Annotated in this window: 17 protein-coding genes; 9 read left to right on the top strand and 8 right to left on the bottom strand. The window is 68.8% G+C overall.

What is annotated here, in order from left to right; genetic code table 11:
• The first annotated feature begins 9 nt into the window (after nucleotides 1-9).
• From ACX80J_RS06695 to ACX80J_RS06705, 3 genes are all read left to right on the top strand, one after another.
• Nucleotides 10-231: a hypothetical protein gene (locus ACX80J_RS06695; RefSeq protein WP_459344264.1), complete on the top strand. Its 222-nt coding sequence runs from the start codon at nucleotides 10-12 to the stop codon at nucleotides 229-231.
• Nucleotides 232-374: 143 nt separating this feature from the next.
• Nucleotides 375-1,112, top strand: coding sequence for a hypothetical protein (locus ACX80J_RS06700; protein ID WP_459344265.1), 738 nt, complete (start codon nucleotides 375-377; stop codon nucleotides 1,110-1,112).
• A 5-nt stretch (nucleotides 1,113-1,117) separates the two neighbouring features.
• Nucleotides 1,118-1,831, top strand: a complete 714-nt coding sequence (locus tag ACX80J_RS06705) for a hypothetical protein (RefSeq protein WP_459344266.1) — start codon at nucleotides 1,118-1,120, stop codon at nucleotides 1,829-1,831.
• Nucleotides 1,832-2,099: 268 nt separating this feature from the next.
• On the opposite strand, the gene ACX80J_RS06710 is transcribed toward ACX80J_RS06705, so the two are convergent.
• From ACX80J_RS06710 to ACX80J_RS06725, 4 genes are read right to left on the bottom strand one after another with little or no spacing between them, the layout of a single operon-like run.
• Nucleotides 2,100-2,378, bottom strand: coding sequence for an HPr family phosphocarrier protein (locus ACX80J_RS06710; RefSeq protein WP_459344267.1), 279 nt, complete (start codon nucleotides 2,376-2,378; stop codon nucleotides 2,100-2,102).
• Nucleotides 2,379-2,431: 53 nt separating this feature from the next.
• Nucleotides 2,432-4,534 carry a PTS fructose transporter subunit IIABC gene (locus tag ACX80J_RS06715; RefSeq protein ID WP_459344268.1) on the bottom strand — a complete coding sequence of 701 codons (2,103 nt, stop codon included), beginning with the start codon at nucleotides 4,532-4,534 and terminating at the stop codon, nucleotides 2,432-2,434.
• Nucleotides 4,534-5,556, bottom strand: coding sequence for a 1-phosphofructokinase family hexose kinase (locus ACX80J_RS06720; protein WP_459347230.1), 1,023 nt, complete (start codon nucleotides 5,554-5,556; stop codon nucleotides 4,534-4,536). The genes ACX80J_RS06715 and ACX80J_RS06720 overlap by 1 nt, the downstream gene beginning before the upstream one ends.
• Nucleotides 5,553-6,320: a DeoR/GlpR family DNA-binding transcription regulator gene (locus tag ACX80J_RS06725; RefSeq protein WP_459344270.1), complete on the bottom strand. Its 768-nt coding sequence runs from the start codon at nucleotides 6,318-6,320 to the stop codon at nucleotides 5,553-5,555. The genes ACX80J_RS06720 and ACX80J_RS06725 overlap by 4 nt, the downstream gene beginning before the upstream one ends.
• A gap of 663 nt (nucleotides 6,321-6,983) precedes the next feature.
• On the opposite strand from ACX80J_RS06725, the gene ACX80J_RS06730 reads away from it, so the two are divergent.
• Both ACX80J_RS06730 and ACX80J_RS06735 read left to right on the top strand, forming a co-directional pair.
• Nucleotides 6,984-7,253: a GlsB/YeaQ/YmgE family stress response membrane protein gene (locus ACX80J_RS06730; protein WP_459313184.1), complete on the top strand. Its 270-nt coding sequence runs from the start codon at nucleotides 6,984-6,986 to the stop codon at nucleotides 7,251-7,253.
• 231 nt (nucleotides 7,254-7,484) lie between these two features.
• On the top strand, nucleotides 7,485-8,240 hold the full coding sequence (locus ACX80J_RS06735; RefSeq protein WP_459344271.1) for a hypothetical protein: 756 nt from the start codon (nucleotides 7,485-7,487) through the stop codon (nucleotides 8,238-8,240).
• Here ACX80J_RS06735 and ACX80J_RS06740 read toward each other — a convergent pair.
• Complete coding sequence (locus tag ACX80J_RS06740; protein ID WP_459347231.1) at nucleotides 8,237-9,496, bottom strand: DUF445 domain-containing protein; 1,260 nt, start codon at nucleotides 9,494-9,496, stop codon at nucleotides 8,237-8,239. The genes ACX80J_RS06735 and ACX80J_RS06740 overlap by 4 nt on opposite strands.
• A gap of 108 nt (nucleotides 9,497-9,604) precedes the next feature.
• Here ACX80J_RS06740 and ACX80J_RS06745 point away from each other — a divergent pair, with 108 nt between their 5' ends.
• On the top strand, nucleotides 9,605-10,477 hold the full coding sequence (locus ACX80J_RS06745; RefSeq protein ID WP_459347232.1) for a glycerophosphodiester phosphodiesterase: 873 nt from the start codon (nucleotides 9,605-9,607) through the stop codon (nucleotides 10,475-10,477).
• A 20-nt stretch (nucleotides 10,478-10,497) separates the two neighbouring features.
• On the top strand, nucleotides 10,498-12,330 hold the full coding sequence (locus tag ACX80J_RS06750) for a glycoside hydrolase family 15 protein (protein WP_459347233.1): 1,833 nt from the start codon (nucleotides 10,498-10,500) through the stop codon (nucleotides 12,328-12,330).
• 34 nt (nucleotides 12,331-12,364) lie between these two features.
• Here the strand turns inward: ACX80J_RS06750 and ACX80J_RS06755 are convergent, their stop codons facing one another.
• Complete coding sequence (locus ACX80J_RS06755; RefSeq protein WP_459344275.1) at nucleotides 12,365-13,555, bottom strand: zinc-dependent alcohol dehydrogenase; 1,191 nt, start codon at nucleotides 13,553-13,555, stop codon at nucleotides 12,365-12,367.
• A 98-nt stretch (nucleotides 13,556-13,653) separates the two neighbouring features.
• On the opposite strand from ACX80J_RS06755, the gene ACX80J_RS06760 reads away from it, so the two are divergent.
• Nucleotides 13,654-14,394: an AzlC family ABC transporter permease gene (locus tag ACX80J_RS06760; RefSeq protein ID WP_459347234.1), complete on the top strand. Its 741-nt coding sequence runs from the start codon at nucleotides 13,654-13,656 to the stop codon at nucleotides 14,392-14,394.
• Nucleotides 14,391-14,702 carry an AzlD domain-containing protein gene (locus tag ACX80J_RS06765; RefSeq protein WP_301224338.1) on the top strand — a complete coding sequence of 104 codons (312 nt, stop codon included), beginning with the start codon at nucleotides 14,391-14,393 and terminating at the stop codon, nucleotides 14,700-14,702. Before ACX80J_RS06760 ends, ACX80J_RS06765 begins: the two co-directional genes overlap by 4 nt.
• 46 nt (nucleotides 14,703-14,748) lie before the next feature.
• Here ACX80J_RS06765 and ACX80J_RS06770 read toward each other — a convergent pair whose 3' ends face one another.
• Nucleotides 14,749-15,087, bottom strand: a complete 339-nt coding sequence (locus tag ACX80J_RS06770; RefSeq protein ID WP_459344277.1) for a YnfA family protein — start codon at nucleotides 15,085-15,087, stop codon at nucleotides 14,749-14,751.
• A 77-nt stretch (nucleotides 15,088-15,164) separates the two neighbouring features.
• Entirely contained in the window at nucleotides 15,165-16,280 is a 1,116-nt protein-coding gene (locus ACX80J_RS06775) for an acetate/propionate family kinase (RefSeq protein ID WP_459347235.1), read from the bottom strand.
• Between the last annotated feature and the right edge of the window lie 21 nt (nucleotides 16,281-16,301).

Consider the following 16,301-nt stretch of genomic DNA (forward strand, 5'->3'; position numbering starts at 1 on the left):
AGGAACACCATGACCAGCTCACCCGAGAACGATCCGTCCCTGACCGACGGGGACCCGACCCCGGCCAAGGACACCGCGTCCCGGAAACTGCAGGACGACCCGCGGGCGAAACTCGCGCTCGCGAAGAAGAACCAGGCCGGGAACCCGGCGGCGGCGCCCGGCGGAGGCCACGCCAAGGCGGCGCATGAGAGCAGCAAGCAGGGCAAGAAGGAGAAGAAGGTGCGCTGGTAGGCGCCGCGCCGCCCGCCGCAGGGTGATGAACGGCCGTTAAAGTGGAGCTGGCTCCGAGTTCTGCGTATGGGGGAATCGCAGAAATCGGAGCCAGCGATCTCAGTATACTTCGACAACAGCCCGAAAAGTCCAATCGAAAGGTGATGATGTCCGTCACAGCCAAGGCATTCCAGCTGTGGCGTTCCCAGGTCGCTCCGCAGGACACCGTGTCCGATGTCTGCAGGGTCGCCGGCATCAAGCGATCCACCCTCGCGCAGCAGCTCGTCCGGGGCAAGGTGTCGGTGCAGACCGTCGTCGCCATCGCCCGGGGATACGGCATTCCGCCCGTCGAGGCGCTCGCCGTGTTCCAGGGGTACGAGGACCTGCCCGGGGGGATCCGACAGCCCACGGACGCGGAGCTGGTCAGCCAGGTCTCGCACATCGACATCCTGCGGCTTCTGGTGGCACGCAGCGAGGACAGGGAGGAGGCGGGAGCCGATCCGCACCTCGACCTCGCGCCCTTCCCCCATCGCAACTCGGTGCGCGCATGGATCGAGGCCATAGACCCCGGTGACCTCCGCCAGCAACTGGCAGCGAGCACCGGCGTGGCCCGGCAGAACCTCTCGGCCCAGCTCACCGCCGGCCGGCTCGCCCCCGCGATCGCTGTGCAGGCCGCACGGATCGCCGGGGTCTCGCTGACCAGTGGGCTGGTGGTGACCGGACTGCTCACCCCCGAGGAGGGTGGCTGGCCGGAGGGCGGCCGCTTCAGGGCCCTGTGCGCTCTGTCCGATCTCGACCTCGTCTTCCTTGCGCGCGACCGGCTCGACGTCCTCGGCAAGCAGATCCGGCGGACGGAGCTCGACGACGGCAAGGACCGCGCACTATGGGAGAACCTGGGATGACCGCGATGACCATTCAGTGGGTTGCCCTCTGCCTCTGCGCCGTGGGGGCGGCCGTACGGGTGCCCGAGGTGCGGAGGGGGCGCGGACGTGCGGTGTTCACCGCCCTGGTGCTCCTGACGGTCGCCGTCGGCCTGTCGGTCGCTCCGATCTACACGGCAGTGGACGGCCTGCTGGGCGGGGTCAACGTTGCGAACCTCCTGCTCCGGCTGGCCCTGTACGCGGTCTTCGTACTCCTCGGCGCCAGGATGGCCGCGGCGTTCGATTCGCCGCTCGCCCGGCGCCTGGTCGTCGGTCCGTTCGGTCTCGCAATCCTAGGCCTGACTGTCGCGGCGACGCTGTACTTCTTCATCGCCAGTGAACTCCAGGGGAGTTCCACCGGTCTGCGCCGCTTCATGGATCAGGACACGGTGAAGCAGTATGCGGCCCTGGGGCGGCTCTATCCCGGGTACGTCGCCGCGTGCCTGGTTGCCCCGGCCGCTGCAGCGGTATTCGATCAGCACGCCCGGGCGATCCACCGGGCCGCCTGCGCCTTCTTGGCGGGCGGATTCTCCCTCGTTGTGGTCTTCGTGCTGCTGAGGCTGACCCCGATCCAGCTCGGAGCCTGGGACATCATCCTGCCGTTCCTGGCGATCATGCTGACGGTGCTGGGTCTCGGCCTGATCTGGTTGAGCCATACCCGGAGCAGGAGACGCCGCGCGCGCTCCAACAGGCTGGCCTAGTACTCCTGCTCCCGGTCCCCGGGCGCATGCGGGTCCTGACGGGCGAAAGAAACCCGATTGTGTCCTTAAAGGGATTCACGTTTTCATGTTGGTGTGTAAAAATAATGATTATGTAACTGCCGCTGTCCGTGGGGGGTCAGCGGATCGTTATCCGGCAGGCAGGTGTGTCCATTAGAACGGGTGGACCCTCCTGCTTGGCAGCGCTGGGGACGCGAAAGGGCACCATCCGCCAGGTATAGACGGCGGATGGTGCCCTTTGTGGTTGGTGCTACTCGGCGTCGTGATCCGTCTCGATGATCCGCGCCAGGCTCTCCAGTGCGTCCTCTGCGCCGTCGGCCTCGGCACGCAGGACGATGATGTCACCGTGCGATGCCCCGAGGCTCATCAGCGAGAGGATGCTCGAGGCGTCCATGGCTTCCTCGGCGGGTTCGCCGTCCATGGCGATGGTGACCTCGAACGGCAGCTCACCTGCCGCTTCCGCGAAGATCGAGGCCGGGCGGGCGTGCAGTCCGACGCGACTCGCCACGGTTGCCTTGCGTTCTGCCATGATGTGCTCCTTTTCGTGGATGGGTTCCCCGTACAGCCAACCGGACGCGAGGGTCAGGCCGCAACCGGCTGGGCGGCGGCGGTGTTCTTCTTGCTGGAGGCGTAGCGCTTGAGGGCGATCACCGCGAGGGCCGAGATGACCGTGCCCACGAGAATCGCGAGGACGAACATCAACAGATTGCCGATGGCGAAGAAGACGAAGATGCCGCCGTGGGGTGCCTGCGATGTGACGCCGGTGCCCATCACGATCGCACCGGTGACGGCGGATCCGAGGAGCGACGCGGGGATGACGCGCAGCGGGTCGGCTGCCGCGAAGGGGATGGCGCCTTCGGAAATGAAGGCGGCGCCGAGGAGCCAGGCCGCCTTTCCGTTCTCGCGTTCCGCCAGGCTGAAGCGCCGGCGGTCGAGGGTGGTGGCGAGTGCCATGGCCAGGGGCGGCACCATGCCGGCCGCCATGACGGCCGCCATGATCTGCCATGGGGCCTGGTTGTCCACCGATCCGGCACCGAGGCCGGCCACCGCGAAGGAGTAAGCGACCTTGTTGACGGGGCCGCCCAGGTCGACGGCCATCATGAGCCCGAGGATGACGCCGAGGCCGAGGGCTGCCGTGCCCGTGAGGCCGGAGAGCCAGCTGTTGAGCCCGGCAGTAAGGGCCGCGATGGGTCCGCCGAGCAGCAGGAACATCAGGCCCGAGGCCACGATGGACGCCACGAGCGGGATGATCACGACCGGCATGAGGCTGCGCAGCCAGCGCGGCACCGAGAGACGCCCGATCGACATGGCGACGTAGCCCGCGAGCAGACCGCCGACGATGCCGCCGAGGAAGCCGGCTCCCATGAAACCGGCGACGGCACCGGCGACGAAACCGGGAGCGATGCCCGGCCGGTCGGCCAGGGCGTAGGCGATGTAGCCGGCGAGGGCGGGAACCAGGAATCCGAGGGACAGCTGGCCGATCTTGAAGGCGACCGCCCCGAGGTATTCACCCAGGCCCCCTGCGGGCAGATTCGCCAGGCTGTTCTCGAGGACAACGGTGTTGGCGGTCTCGGTGATCAGGTAGCCGCCGAGCAGGAAGCCGAGTGCGATCAGGAGACCGCCGCCGGCGACGAAGGGGATCATGTAGCTGACACCGGTGAGCAGTGCCCGCTTGAGCGTCCCGCCGATGCTGTCCCGGCCGCCGTCGTCGTCGGTCTGGTCACTGCCGGTCCCGGCGACCCTCCGGGCGTTCGGGTTCTGCGCGGCGGCGAGGGCTTCCTCGACCATCTCGCCCGGTTCGTCGATGCCGCGCTTGACGGGCGCACTGATGACGGGGAGCCCGGCGAAGCGGTGCTTGTCGCGGACGTCGACGTCGACGGCGAAGATGACGGCGTCCGCGGACGCGATCACGGAGGGGTCCAGGGGGGTGGCCCCGGACGAGCCCTGGGTCTCGACCTGGAGGTCGACGCCGCGCTCCTTGGCGGCTGCGACGAGTGAGTCGGCGGCCATGTAGGTGTGCGCGATGCCGGTCGGGCAGGCGGTCACGGCGACGAGGCGGCGTACCTTCGTGTCCGTGGCGCGTCCGCCGTCCAGTGCCGGTCCCGTGGTGTCGGTTCCCGAGGTGCCCAGTGTCGCGGCTGCCTCGCTCGCCCGGGCGCCGGCGGACTGCTCGGCGGACCCGGCTGCACCGGCTGCGTGGGCGCCCGCACCCGCGGTCCCGGCGGGGGCGTCACCGATGCCGAGGGCGCCGTTGACGAGCGCGACGACGTCGGCCGGTGTCTGCGCGGCGCGCAGCGAGGCGGTGAAGTCCTTCTTGATGAGTGAACGGGCGAGCTTCGACAGCAGCTTGAGGTGCTCCTGGTCGGCGCCGTCGGGAGCGGCGATGAAGAAGACGAGGTCCGCCGCACCGTCCTTGGCGCCGAAGTCCACAGGCGGGGACAGTCGCGCCATGGCGAGGGTCGCGACCGTGACGGCCTTGGACCGGCAGTGCGGGATGGCGATGCCACCGGGAACTCCGGTGGAGGTCTTCTGCTCCCGGGCGAGTGCGTCGGCGTAGAGGCCGTCGACTTCCGTGGAGCGGCCCTGCGCGGCGACCTGCTCCGCGAGGTAGCGGATCACCGAGGAACGCTCGGTCCCCAGGTCCTTGTCCAGAGTGACGAGCTCCGGGGTGATGAGATCGGACATCAGAATTCCTCCTGTGCGAGGGGCCCTGCGGTGGACCCGGTTGCGCTTGGTTCGATCACGGGCAGCGTGACCATGAGGGGAGTGACCGCGACGGCGGCCGGCGTTGTTTGGTCGAGCGATGGAACGGTGGAACCCGGAAGGGCGGCAGCCGCCGATCCGTGGGCAACGGCCTGGCGCAGGCAGTTCTCCGGGAGTTCGCCTGCGCTGTGCGCCAGCAGGTAACCGGCCAGGGCGGAGTCTCCCGCACCGACGGTGGAACGCGCGATGACGGGCGGGTGCACGGCGTGCCAGGCCCCCGCGTCCGTCACGAGCAGGGCGCCCTTGGATCCAAGGGTCGCCAGGACCGCTCCCACCCCCGCGGCGATGAGCACCGCGCAGGCCTTCGCGGCCAATTCATGATCCTGCTCGAGCTCGTCCCCCGTGCCGATGCCGGTGAGCTCGCTGAGCTCCTCGGCATTGGGCTTGAGCAGGTCCGGTGCCGGAACGCCGGCGGCGGCCTCGGTGAGCGGTTCTCCCGAGGAGTCGATGGCGATCAGGGGCGCGGACGGTCCATAGGCTTCACGGACCGCGGCCGTGACCCGCGTGTAGAAGGTCGGGGGCACACCCGGTGGAAGGGACCCGGCGAGGACGAGCCACTTGGCGCCGTCACTCTCGGCGACGACGACGGCGAGCAGCTCCTCGAGCTCGGCGGGGGAGAGTTCGGGGCCTGGCTCGTTGATCTTCGTCGTCGTGCCGTCGGGTTCGGTGATCGCCGTGTTAGTCCGCAGGCCCGCACCGATAGGCACGTTGCGGAACGGGACGGAGACGCTGCGCAGTCCCGCGAGCACGGCGTCGTCGTCGTCGCCCGGAAGGATGGCGAGGGTCCGGATGCCCGACATCGCCAGGGCGCGGCTGACGTTGACGCCCTTCCCGCCCGCCTCCTGCACCACGGAGGTTGCGCGCTGGACCGCGCCGCGGGTGAGGGGGGCGGTGATCTCGACGGTGCGGTCGATGCTCGGATTCGCTGTGAGGGTCAGGATCACGCGACGATCACCTCCACGTCGGCATCGGAGAGTGCATCCGCCAGGGAGCCCCGGGGTGCGCGGTCGGTGATGAGTGCATCGATATCCTCCAGGTTGGCGAAGCTGATCAGGGTTTCCTCGCTGAACTTCGACGAGTCGGCAAGGAGCACCACGCGCCGGGCCGAGCGGACGATCGCGGTCTTCACGGCGGCCTCATCGACATCGGGTGTGCTCAGGCCGAAACCGGCGGCGATGCCGTTCGCTCCGACGAAGGCGATGTCGGCGCGCAGGCGTGAGAAGTGCGCCACGGTGCTGCTGCCGACCGCCGCGCTGGTCAGCGCGCGTACACGGCCACCCACGAGTTCGACGCTTCCGCCGGCGCCGGAGACGAGGGCCGCGATCGAGACGGAGTTGGTGACCACGGCGAGCTCGGACCGGGACTCCTCGGCCAGCACCGCGGCGAGCTCTCCCGTGGTGCTGCCGGCATCGAGAACGACGGCGCCGGTCATGGGTGTCATGGTCAGGGCGGCCTGCGCGATGCGCTTCTTCTCGAGGGAGTGCTGGGAGGACCGGCTGGTCAGGCTCGGCTCGTTCGTCGTCGCGCCGCTTCCGGCGATAGCGCCTCCATGGACGCGGCGGAGCACGCCGTCGTTCTCGAGGAGAGCAAGGTCGCGGCGGACCGTTTCCTTCGTGATGCCGAAGCGTGTTGACAGGCCGGCTACCGTGACGCGGCCGTCGGCGGAGACCAGGTGGCTGATCTGGCGATAGCGCTCTTCCGCGAACATGAGGACCCCGTTGTCTTCAGCTGGGGATGGATCCCGCAGCGTGTGGTTTTATCTTTGTTTGGGTGACTCTATCTCCGCTTTTGCCCCTCGGTCAAGGGCTTTTCCTGCTGGACAAAACCAAACACAGATGGAGTGGTGCGCGAGTGAGGGTTCGGCCTCCCGGTTCGCCTGTCCGTCGGGGCATGCCGGGCACCAGGGAGTAGGAGGCGGTCCGAGGGGGCGCCCCGGCCGGCAGGTACCCGTCCGGCCGGCGGAAAAGGGGAAAAGCGGGAATTGCACGAGTGCAATTAGAAAAGCGCTGAAATGATTCCTATTGGACAAACTTTCGGAGATTAACCGGTCCGGCCGGCCCGGACTAATTCTCCGCCGGGTGTGGCCACGGCCGCCGGCCGCCGACCCCTCTGAGGGCAGCGCGGCTGCAGGATCCCCGCGATCCTGCGTTTTTGCCATGTCGTCAGCGTCACGCGCCCTGCAGAGCGCGGCCGGCATCAGTTCGGCAAAGATTCACCCGAGGGACTTGATAAGCAGGGTTAGCATGGTGTTAGGATTGCACCCTAAGCATGCTGATGAAGTACGGTCGGTAAAGCTGCACTCCGGTGCATCGGAACATTAGCCAGTGGCCCGTCCTCGGACGGGTGGCTGAAATCACTCAAGGAGCATCTTATGAGTTTCATCGGTTTTCTTATCCTCGGCCTCATCGCAGGCGCCCTTGCCAAGCTGATCATGCCCGGTAAGCAGGGCGGCGGCATCCTGATCACGATGCTGCTCGGCGTCATCGGCGCCTTCCTCGGCGGTTTCATCGGCGGAAGCATCCTCGGTGTCAACCTCGGCAGCACCTTCTCGCTGATGTCCATTCTCTTCGCCGTCATCGGCGCCCTGATCGTGCTCGCCATCTACGGTGCCGTCACCAAGCGCCGCGGATCGCGCGTCTAACCAGCACTGCCCGCTGAACCCTGCGGGGAACAGCTGCCGAAGGGCGCCACCGGATCCCGGTGGCGCCCTTCGGCTGTTTCCCCGCCCCTGCCGCGCGTGGTCGCACCAGCGTTCGCGCCAGCAGGAGAACCTGACCCACGGGCCTGCGCCCCACCTAGACTCGATCCAGACGGCAGATGATCCAGCCGCGGAAGGACCATGATGTTTGGCCGAAACAAGGAGAACCCAGCCGTGAAGGCTGCCAACGGAACGCTCTTCGATAAGGACGGCAACCCGAAACCAGGGATCCTCCGGGGCATTGAACGGGCCCTCGACATTCAGCGACCCTTCATCCTCTCGAACCTGAACCGGCTCCGGCGCCGGCATCCGGAAGCGTCGCCGGCCGAACTGGCGCGATTCCTGGAGCGCGACTACCTGCGGGCGACGACGGCCGCCGGAGCTGCTGTCGGAGCTACCGCTGCCGTGCCGGCCGTGGGGACGATCGCCTCCCTGGGGCTCTCCGCCGCCGCGACCATCGGATTCCTCGAGGCGACGGCCCTGTACGCGGAGTCCGTCGCCGAACTGCACGGGATCAACACCGAGGACCCGGAGCGTTCGCGGGCCATGGTGATGGCGATCCTCATGGGGGAGGAAGGGACGGCGCTCATCCGGTCCATCCTCGGTGCCTCCGCCGGCCAGGGCGCCCCGCAGTACTGGGGCCAGATGGTCAGTAAGTCGGCGCCCAACTCGCTCGTCAAGTCCCTCACCAAGTCGATCCAGCGGCGCTTCCTCAAGAAGTTCCTCGCTCGGCAGGGCGGCTTCATGCTCGGGCGGGCCCTGCCCTTCGGGGCCGGAGCGATCGTGGGCGGAACCGGCAACCACCTCATGGGCAAGGCGGTCATCCGGACCACCCACGAGGCGTTCGGGCCGTTGCCCCACACCATCCCGGGCGAACTGGCCGACGAACTGCAACTTCCGAGGCCGGGAAACGGTGAGAAGCGGGCCTAACCGAAGATCGCGTGGGCCACGGCGAAGATGAGCAGGCCGGCCAGTGAGCCGACCACGGTGCCGTTGATCCGGATGAACTGGAGGTCCTTGCCGACCTGCAGCTCGATCTTCCGCGAGGTCTCCTCCGCGTCCCAGCGGCCCACCGTCTCGGAGATGACGCCCGCGATCTCGCTGCGGTAGGTGCGGACCGCGTAGGACGCGCCGTCGGCGATCCAGCGGTTCACCTTGCCGGCCAGTTCCGCGTCACTCGTCAGGCGGGAGCCGAAGTCGCGCACGGCTGCCTTGAAGTTCGAGGTCAGCTCGCTCTGCGGGTCATTGACCGCCTCGAGGAGGGCCGACTTGATCGTGGCCCACGTGCGGGCCGTGAGGTCGCGCACGCGGGGGTCGTCGAGCAGTTGCCCCTTGATCTCCTCGGCCTTCGCGATGGTCTCCGGCTTGTGCTGGAGATCCTGTGCGAGGTCGCGGAGGTACCTGTCGATGGCGAGACGGACGTCGTGCTGGGGATCGTCCTGCACGGCCCGGATGAACTTGGAGAGCTCGGCGTGCACCCGGTCGCCGACGACGCCGTCCACGAGCCGGGGGACCCAGGTGGGCGAGCGCTGCGCGACGACCCTCGTGACCACGGCGTAGTTCGCGTCGACCCAGTCACCCGCGCGGTCCACGAGCAGGTCCACGAGGCGGTGGTGGTGGCCCTCCGCGAAGATGCGCTCCGCGATGCCGCCGATGGGCGGGCCCCACGGCGGATCGAGCAGGTGCTTCCGGACCATGGACTCGATCACGCCCTGCACGGCGTCGTCGTTCAGGACGGTGAACATGCCCCGGATCAGCGCGGCGCCCTCCACGGCGACGCGGTCCGCGCTCTCGGGCTTCTCCAGCCAGGCGCCCGCCTTCTGCGCGATCCGTGCGGAATCCAGCTTGGCGCGCACCACGTCCTCGGACAGGAAGTTCTCCTCGACGAACTGGCCGAGGGACTCTCCGATCTGGTCCTTCTTGCGCGGGATGATCGCCGTGTGCGGGATCTTCAGGCCCATGGGGTGCTTGAACAGGGCCGTCACGGCGAACCAGTCGGCCAGCGCGCCGACCATCCCGCCTTCGGCCGCAGCCCGGACGTACTGGAGCCAGGGATAGGCGTCCTGCAGGGCGAAGGCCACCACGAAGATGACGGCCAGCACCGCCAGCAGCCCGGTCGCCAGCAGCTTCATGCGACGGAGGGCGGCCGCCCGCTCCGCGTCGGGGCTGGTCATCTGAACATTCATCTCCCCGAGTCTATCGAGGCTCCGGCCTGCACCGGCCGCCGGGGCGTCGATGGTGTGCGGATCACGCTCTCACGTACCGTGATAGGGACACCACCGACGACCGAAGGGATGCCCGTGCCTCCTGTGATCTTCGCTCATCGAGGCAGCAGCGGAACCTATGCCGAGCACACGCGGGCGGCCTATCTGCAGGCGCTCGCCGACGGCGCCGACGGCGTGGAGTGCGACGTGCACCTGAGCCGCGACGGTCAGCTGGTCTGCATCCACGACACCACACTCGAGCGCACCACCAACGGTTCGGGTGACGTCGCCGACCTGACGCTGGCCGAACTGCAGCAGCTCGACGTGTCGTCCTGGAAGCGGACCGGCCTCCCGTCGGAGTACGGGGACGTGTCGGACCAGTTCCTCTCCTTCGCCGACCTCCTGCTCCTCCTGCGCCGGGCGGGCCGGCCGATCCGGCTCGCCGTCGAGTTGAAGCACCCCAGCCCCTTCGGCCTGCGGCTGGAGGAGGCCCTGATCGCCTTCCTCATGGATGAGGGCTGGAACCCGGAGTCGTCGATGCTGGGCAGTATCGAGGTCAGCTTCATGAGCTTCAATCCCGACTCCATGCGGCAGCTCGCGGAGTCGGTGCCGCACCATCTGCTGTGCCAACTCGTCTCCGACGTCCGGCCGCAGGAGGTCCGGGACGCGCTGCGCCTCGGCTCGATCGCCGAAGGAGCCCTCATCAACGTCCTCCAGAGGGCGCTGAAGGAGGGTGAGGAACTGATCGACCACCAGGAGGTCGGGATGGCGGGCCCGGGCGTGCAGTACGTGCGGGACCACCCCGAGCGGATCCGGCGCTGGATCCGGGAAGGGACCCGCGTCCGCGTGTGGACGGTCAACACCGTCGAGGACGCCCTGTTCCTCGCGGAACTCGGCGTGCAGGAGCTGACGACGGACTACCCGGCGCGGATACGTCGAGCCTTCGAGGGCAACGGCGAGTAACCGCACGTGCACGCCGGTCGTTGTGGTTGAGTGGGAAAATGCAATCGCCGATCGAGGATTACGCGCTCATCTCCGACCTCCATACCGGCGCGCTCATCTCCCGGCGCGGCAGCGTCGACTGGCTCTGCTTCCCCCGGTTCGACTCGGAGTCGGTGTTCGGCGCGTTGCTCGGAACGCCGGACCACGGCCGGTGGCTCGTCGCCCCGTTGTCGGACGACGCCCAGATCGTCGAGCGGATCTACATCTCCTCGACCTTCGTCCTCCAGACGCACTGGAGGACCGCGGAGGGAGAGGTGCTGGTCACGGACTTCATGCCGGTCACGGACCGCAGGGCCAACGTCATACGGCGCATTCAGGGGCTGCGGGGCACGGTCAGCGTGCGCCAGGAACTCGAGATCCGCTTCGGCTACGGCGACATCGTCCCGTGGGTCAGCCAGGGCCTGGAGGACGGCGTCCCGGTCCTGCTGGCCATCGCGGGACCCGACGCGCTGCTGCTCCGCGGCCCGCGGCTGAAGGCCGCCAACCACCGCCATGAGGGCACGTTCGAGGTGTCCGAAGGCGACGTCGTCGACCTTGAACTCGTCTGGTACCCGTCCCACCGGGGAAAGCCGCCGGCCCAGGACGTCGATGAGGCCCTCGACGGGGCCATCAGCTACTGGCGGGCCTGGGCCGCCAGCTTCCGGAACGACGGCGAGTACGCCGAGGCGGTACAGCGCTCGCTGCTCGTCCTGCGCGCGCTGACGCACGAGGACACCGGCGGCATCGTCGCAGCTCCCACCACGTCGCTGCCCGAGCAGTTCGGCGGTGCCCGGAACTGGGACTACCGCTTCTGCTGGCTGCGGGACGCGGCGCTGACCCTCGAGGCCATGATGACGCACGGCTATGCGGACGAGGCCCAAAGGTGGCGCAACTGGCTGCTGAGGGCGGTCGCGGGAGATCCCGAAGACCTGCAGATCATGTACGGGCTGGGCGGGGAGCGGAACCTGCCGGAGCGGGAGCTCCCCCACCTGCCGGGGTATGCGGACTCGGTCCCCGTGCGGGTGGGTAACGGCGCCGTGGACCAGTACCAGGCCGACGTGGTCGGCGAGGTCATGGTGGCGCTCGAGAAGCTGCGCGGCCACGGCGTCACGGAGGACAACTTCTCCTGGCCGCTGCAGCGTGCACTGCTGGGCTTCGCCGAGAACCACCTGCAGGACCGTGACCAGGGCATCTGGGAGATGCGCGGCGAGCAGCAGTACTTCACGCACTCGCGGGTGATGATGTGGGCCGCGTTCGACTGCGCAGTGCGGGCTGTGCGCGACCACGGTCTGACGGGGCCGCAGGACCGGTGGACGAAGATCCGGGACGGGCTGCGCGCGGAGATCCTGGAGCACGGCTTCAACAGGGAGTTGAACTCGTTCACCCAGGCCTACGGGGGCACGGAGGTCGATGCCGCCCTGCTGCAGCTGCCCCAGGTGGGGTTCGTCGACTTCGACGATCCGATGATGCTGGGGACCCTGGAGCGCCTGGAGCAGGACCTGCTGACCGAGCAGGGACTGCTGCTGCGCTACCGCACGGACATTTCCGACGACGGACTGGAGCCGGGGGAGCACCCCTTCCTCGCGTGTTCCTTCTGGCTCGTCGAGCAGTATGCGCACAGCGGCCGGCTGGACGACGCGAAGCGGCTCATGGACCAGCTCGTGGGTTACTCCAATGAACTCGGTCTGCTGTCCGAGGAGTACGACGCCGTCGCAGGCCGGATGGCGGGGAACTTCCCGCAGGCGTTCTCGCACCTGGCCCTCGTCCGCGCGGCCGACGCCCTGCAGATGGCCCGCGGCGAGGCCGGGTCCCACGAGTCGATGGCCCGGGAATAGTCCCGGGCCATCGACTCCTGGCGGTCGGACCGGACTAGACCGTGACGCCCTGCGGCTTGAGGACCACCTTGATGGCGCCGTCCGTCTTCTTCTGGAAGTTCCGGTAGGCGGCCGGCGCCTCGTCGATCGAGACCTGGTGCGTCATGAGATCGGTGACGCCCAGCGGGTCGGAGGGCTCCTCGACGATGGGCAGGAGTTCATCCGTCCAGCGGCGCACGTTGCACTGCCCCATGCGGAGCTGGATCTGCTTGTCGAACATCGTGAGCATCGGCATCGGGGTGGCCGAACCCCCGTAGACGCCGCTCAGGGAGATGGTGCCACCACGGCGGACGGCGTCGATCGCCGAGTGCAGGACGGCCACGCGGTCGCTGCCCCCGGTCTCCATGACCTTCTGCGCGAGCCTGTCGGGCAGGAAGCCGACGGCGTTCTGGGCGAAGGCGCCGACCGGCGAGCCGTGTGCTTCCATCCCCACGGCGTCCACGACCGCGTCGGGCCCGCGGCCATTGGTCATGCTGCGCAGTTCCTCCGCCGTGTCCTTCGTGAAATCGATGGTCTCGATCCCGTGGCGCTTGGCCATGGCACGGCGCTCGGGTACCGGTTCGACAGCGATCACGCGGTGGCCGAGGTACTTGCCGATGCGGGCGGCGAACTGCCCCACCGGACCGAGGCCGTACACCGCCAGGACGCCGTCCTGCGGGACATCCGCGTACTTCACGCCCTGCCAGGCCGTGGGCAGGATGTCCGAGAGGTACAGGTAACGCTCGTCAGGCAGTTCCGACCCGACCTTGACGGGGCCGTAGTCTGCGAAGGGCACGCGCAGGTACTCCGCCTGGCCGCCGGGGACGGACCCGTACAGTTCGGAGAACCCGAACAGGGCCGCTCCCGAGCCTTTGTCGTGGACCTGCGTGGTCTCGCACTGCGACTGCAGGCCCCGCGTGCACATGTAGCAGTAGCCGCAGGAGATGTTGAACGGCACGACGACGCGGTCGCCGACCTTGAGGTTGGTGACTCCGGCCCCCACCTCCTCGACGATGCCCATCGGCTCGTGCCCGAGCACGTCGCCCTTGTGCATGTACGGGCCGAGGACCTCGTAGAGGTGCAGGTCCGAACCGCAGATCGCGGTCGAGGTGATGCGGATGATCGCGTCCGTCGGTTCCTGGATCGTGGGATCGGGGACATTCTCCACGCTGACGTTGCGCTTGCCCTGCCATGTCACTGCCTTCATGGGGCACTCCTCCGTTTAGTAAGTAGGCTTTCCTTTCCTACTATTCACCCCTTCGACACGAATGGGAAGCGGGGCGCCGGGTCACCTAGCCTTGAGGGGTGGTTCTCACCCAGTCCCCCGCAGTGCGCGTCGCCCTGTCCGTGGCCATCGCAACCGGGCTGTACGGGCTCTCCTTCGGCGCGCTGTCCGTCGCCGCCGGGCTCGACCTGGCGCAGACCATGGCGCTGAGCCTCCTGCTCTTCAGCGGCGGTTCCCAGTTCGCGTTCATCGGCGTGATCGCCGGTGGGGGCAGCGGGATCTCCGCGATGTCCGCGGCGGCCCTGCTCGGGATCCGCAACGGCGTGTACGGGATGCAGGTCAACGTACTGCTGCGTCCCTCGCGCTGGCGGAAACTGGCGACGGCGCACCTCACCATCGACGAGTCCGTGGCCACCGCCACGGGCCAGACCGATCCGGACGAGCAGCGCCGCGGCTTCTGGGCCGCCGGCATCGGCGTGTTCGTGCTGTGGAACCTCTTCACGCTCGTCGGCGCGCTCGCAGGCAACGCCATGGGCGATCCCGCGCGGTGGGGGCTCGACGGCGCCGCGGTCGCCGCGTTCCTCGGCCTGCTCTGGCCCCGGATCCGGGCGAAGGAGCCGGCGGCCATCGCCGTCGTGTGCGCCGTGGTGACACTGCTGGCGGTTCCCCTCGTGCCGCCGGGTGTCCCGATCCTCATCGCCGCCGTCGTGGCAGCCACCCTCGGGCTCGCAGGTGTCGGCCCTGCGACGGAGGGCCTCGAGCCCGACGTGGAGCCGTACCACGCGGAGGCCGAGCACCGCGGGACCAAGGGGGCCGCGTGACACTCTGGGGATGGATCCTGCTGGCGTGTGCGGTGTCGATCGCCACGAAGTTCCTCGGTTTCCTGGTGCCCGCGAAGCTGCTCGACAACCCCAGGATGCTCAGGGTGGCCGGGTCCCTGACGATCGGCCTGCTCGCCGCGCTGACTGCCGTGAACACGTTCGCGTCCGGTCAGTCGGTGGTGCTCGATGCGCGGCTGGCGGCCCTTGCCGCGGCCGCCGTCGCGCTCTGGCTGCGGGCGCCGTTCCTCCTGGTGGTCGCGATCGGTGCCCTGGCGGCCGGGCTCGCACGGCTGCTCGGCGCGGCGTAGGGCCTCCCGGCAGCGACCGGGGTAGGGGGCCTCCCGGAGGGCTGGATCAGGTGGTCGGGCGCGGCACGAACATGATCAGGGCGACGCCCACGAGGCAGACGGCCGAGCCGACGAGGTCCCAGCGGTCGGGGCGGAAGCCGTCGGCAAGGACGCCCCACGCCAGCGATCCGGCCACGAAGACGCCGCCGTAGGCAGCGAGGATCCGCCCGAAGTTCGGGTCCGGCTGCAGCGTCGCCACGAAACCGTACGCCCCGAGCGCCACGATGCCGAGACCGGCCCACCACCACGGCCTCCCTTCGCGGACGGCCTGCCAGATGAGCCAGGCACCACCGATCTCTGCCGCCGCAGCCAGCACGAACAGGAGGGTCATGCGCAGGATCGTCATGGCCCCAGTCTGCCCGAGGGCGCAGCAGGGGCTGCCCTCCGGCGGCACCGCCGGGGCAGGACGGGCGAGGGGACGCGCTAGGACGTCCCGACGACGCCGGCGGTCGCCTCGGCGATGGCCGCCTCCTCGTCGGTCGGCACCACGAGGACAGGGAAGGCCGACGACGGCGTGCTGATCGCCCGGGCTTCCCTGCTGCGTTCGCCGTTCCTTCCCTCGTCGAGTTCGAGGCCGAGGGCGCCGAGTTTCGTCACGACGGCGCTGCGGAAGGCTGCCGCGTTCTCGCCGATGCCCGCGGTGAAGACGAGTGCCTGCGCGCCGCCCACGGCCACGTGGTAGCCGCCGACGTACTTCGCGAGGCGGTAGGAGGCCACCTCGATGGCGAGCTTCGCGCGGTGCCCGCCGGACTCGGCGGCCTCGGTCACCGAGCGCATGTCATTGGTGCCCGTGAGGCCTTTCAGTCCGCTGTTGCGGTTGAGGAGTGCGTCGAGGTCCTGCTCCGAGTACCCCTCCCGCATCAGGAACAGCAGGATCGACGGATCGATGTCGCCGGAGCGCGTGCCCATCACGAGTCCTTCGAGGGGCGTGAAGCCCATCGACGTGTCGACGCTCCGGCCGTCGCGCACGGCCGTCACGGAGGCGCCGTTGCCGAGGTGCGCGATAACGCCCGTGAACGTGTCCGTGCCGAGGAGCTCCGCTGCGGCGCGGGCCACATAGGCGTGTGAGGTCCCGTGGAATCCGTAGCGCCGGATGCCGAACCGCCGGTACAGCTCGTCCGGCACGGCGTACCGCCATGCGTGCTCGGGCAGGGTGCGGTGGAATGCCGTGTCGAAGACGGCGACCTGCGGCATGTCCGGCCACTTCTCGGTGATGGCCCGGATTCCCGTGACCGCTGCGGGGTTGTGGAGGGGAGCGAGTGGGTTGAGTCGCTCGATGGCGCGGGTGATCTCGTTGTCGATGCGCACGGGCTCGCTGAAGCGCTCCCCGCCGTGCACCACACGATGGCCGACGGCGTCGATGCTCCGCCCCCCGAGCGCCGCGGTGACCTCGCTGTCCACCTGGTCGAGGGCGGCCGCGTGGTCGGGCACCTCGGCTTCGCCGATGCGCTCCACGAGGCCCTCCGCCAGGACGTCGTCGCCCTCGCGTACCTGGTACTTGAGCGAGGATGAGCCGGAATTGATGACGAGGATGATCATGGGGTCCTGTCCTGGAAGAGG

The organism is Arthrobacter rhamnosi, assembly GCF_054510975.1.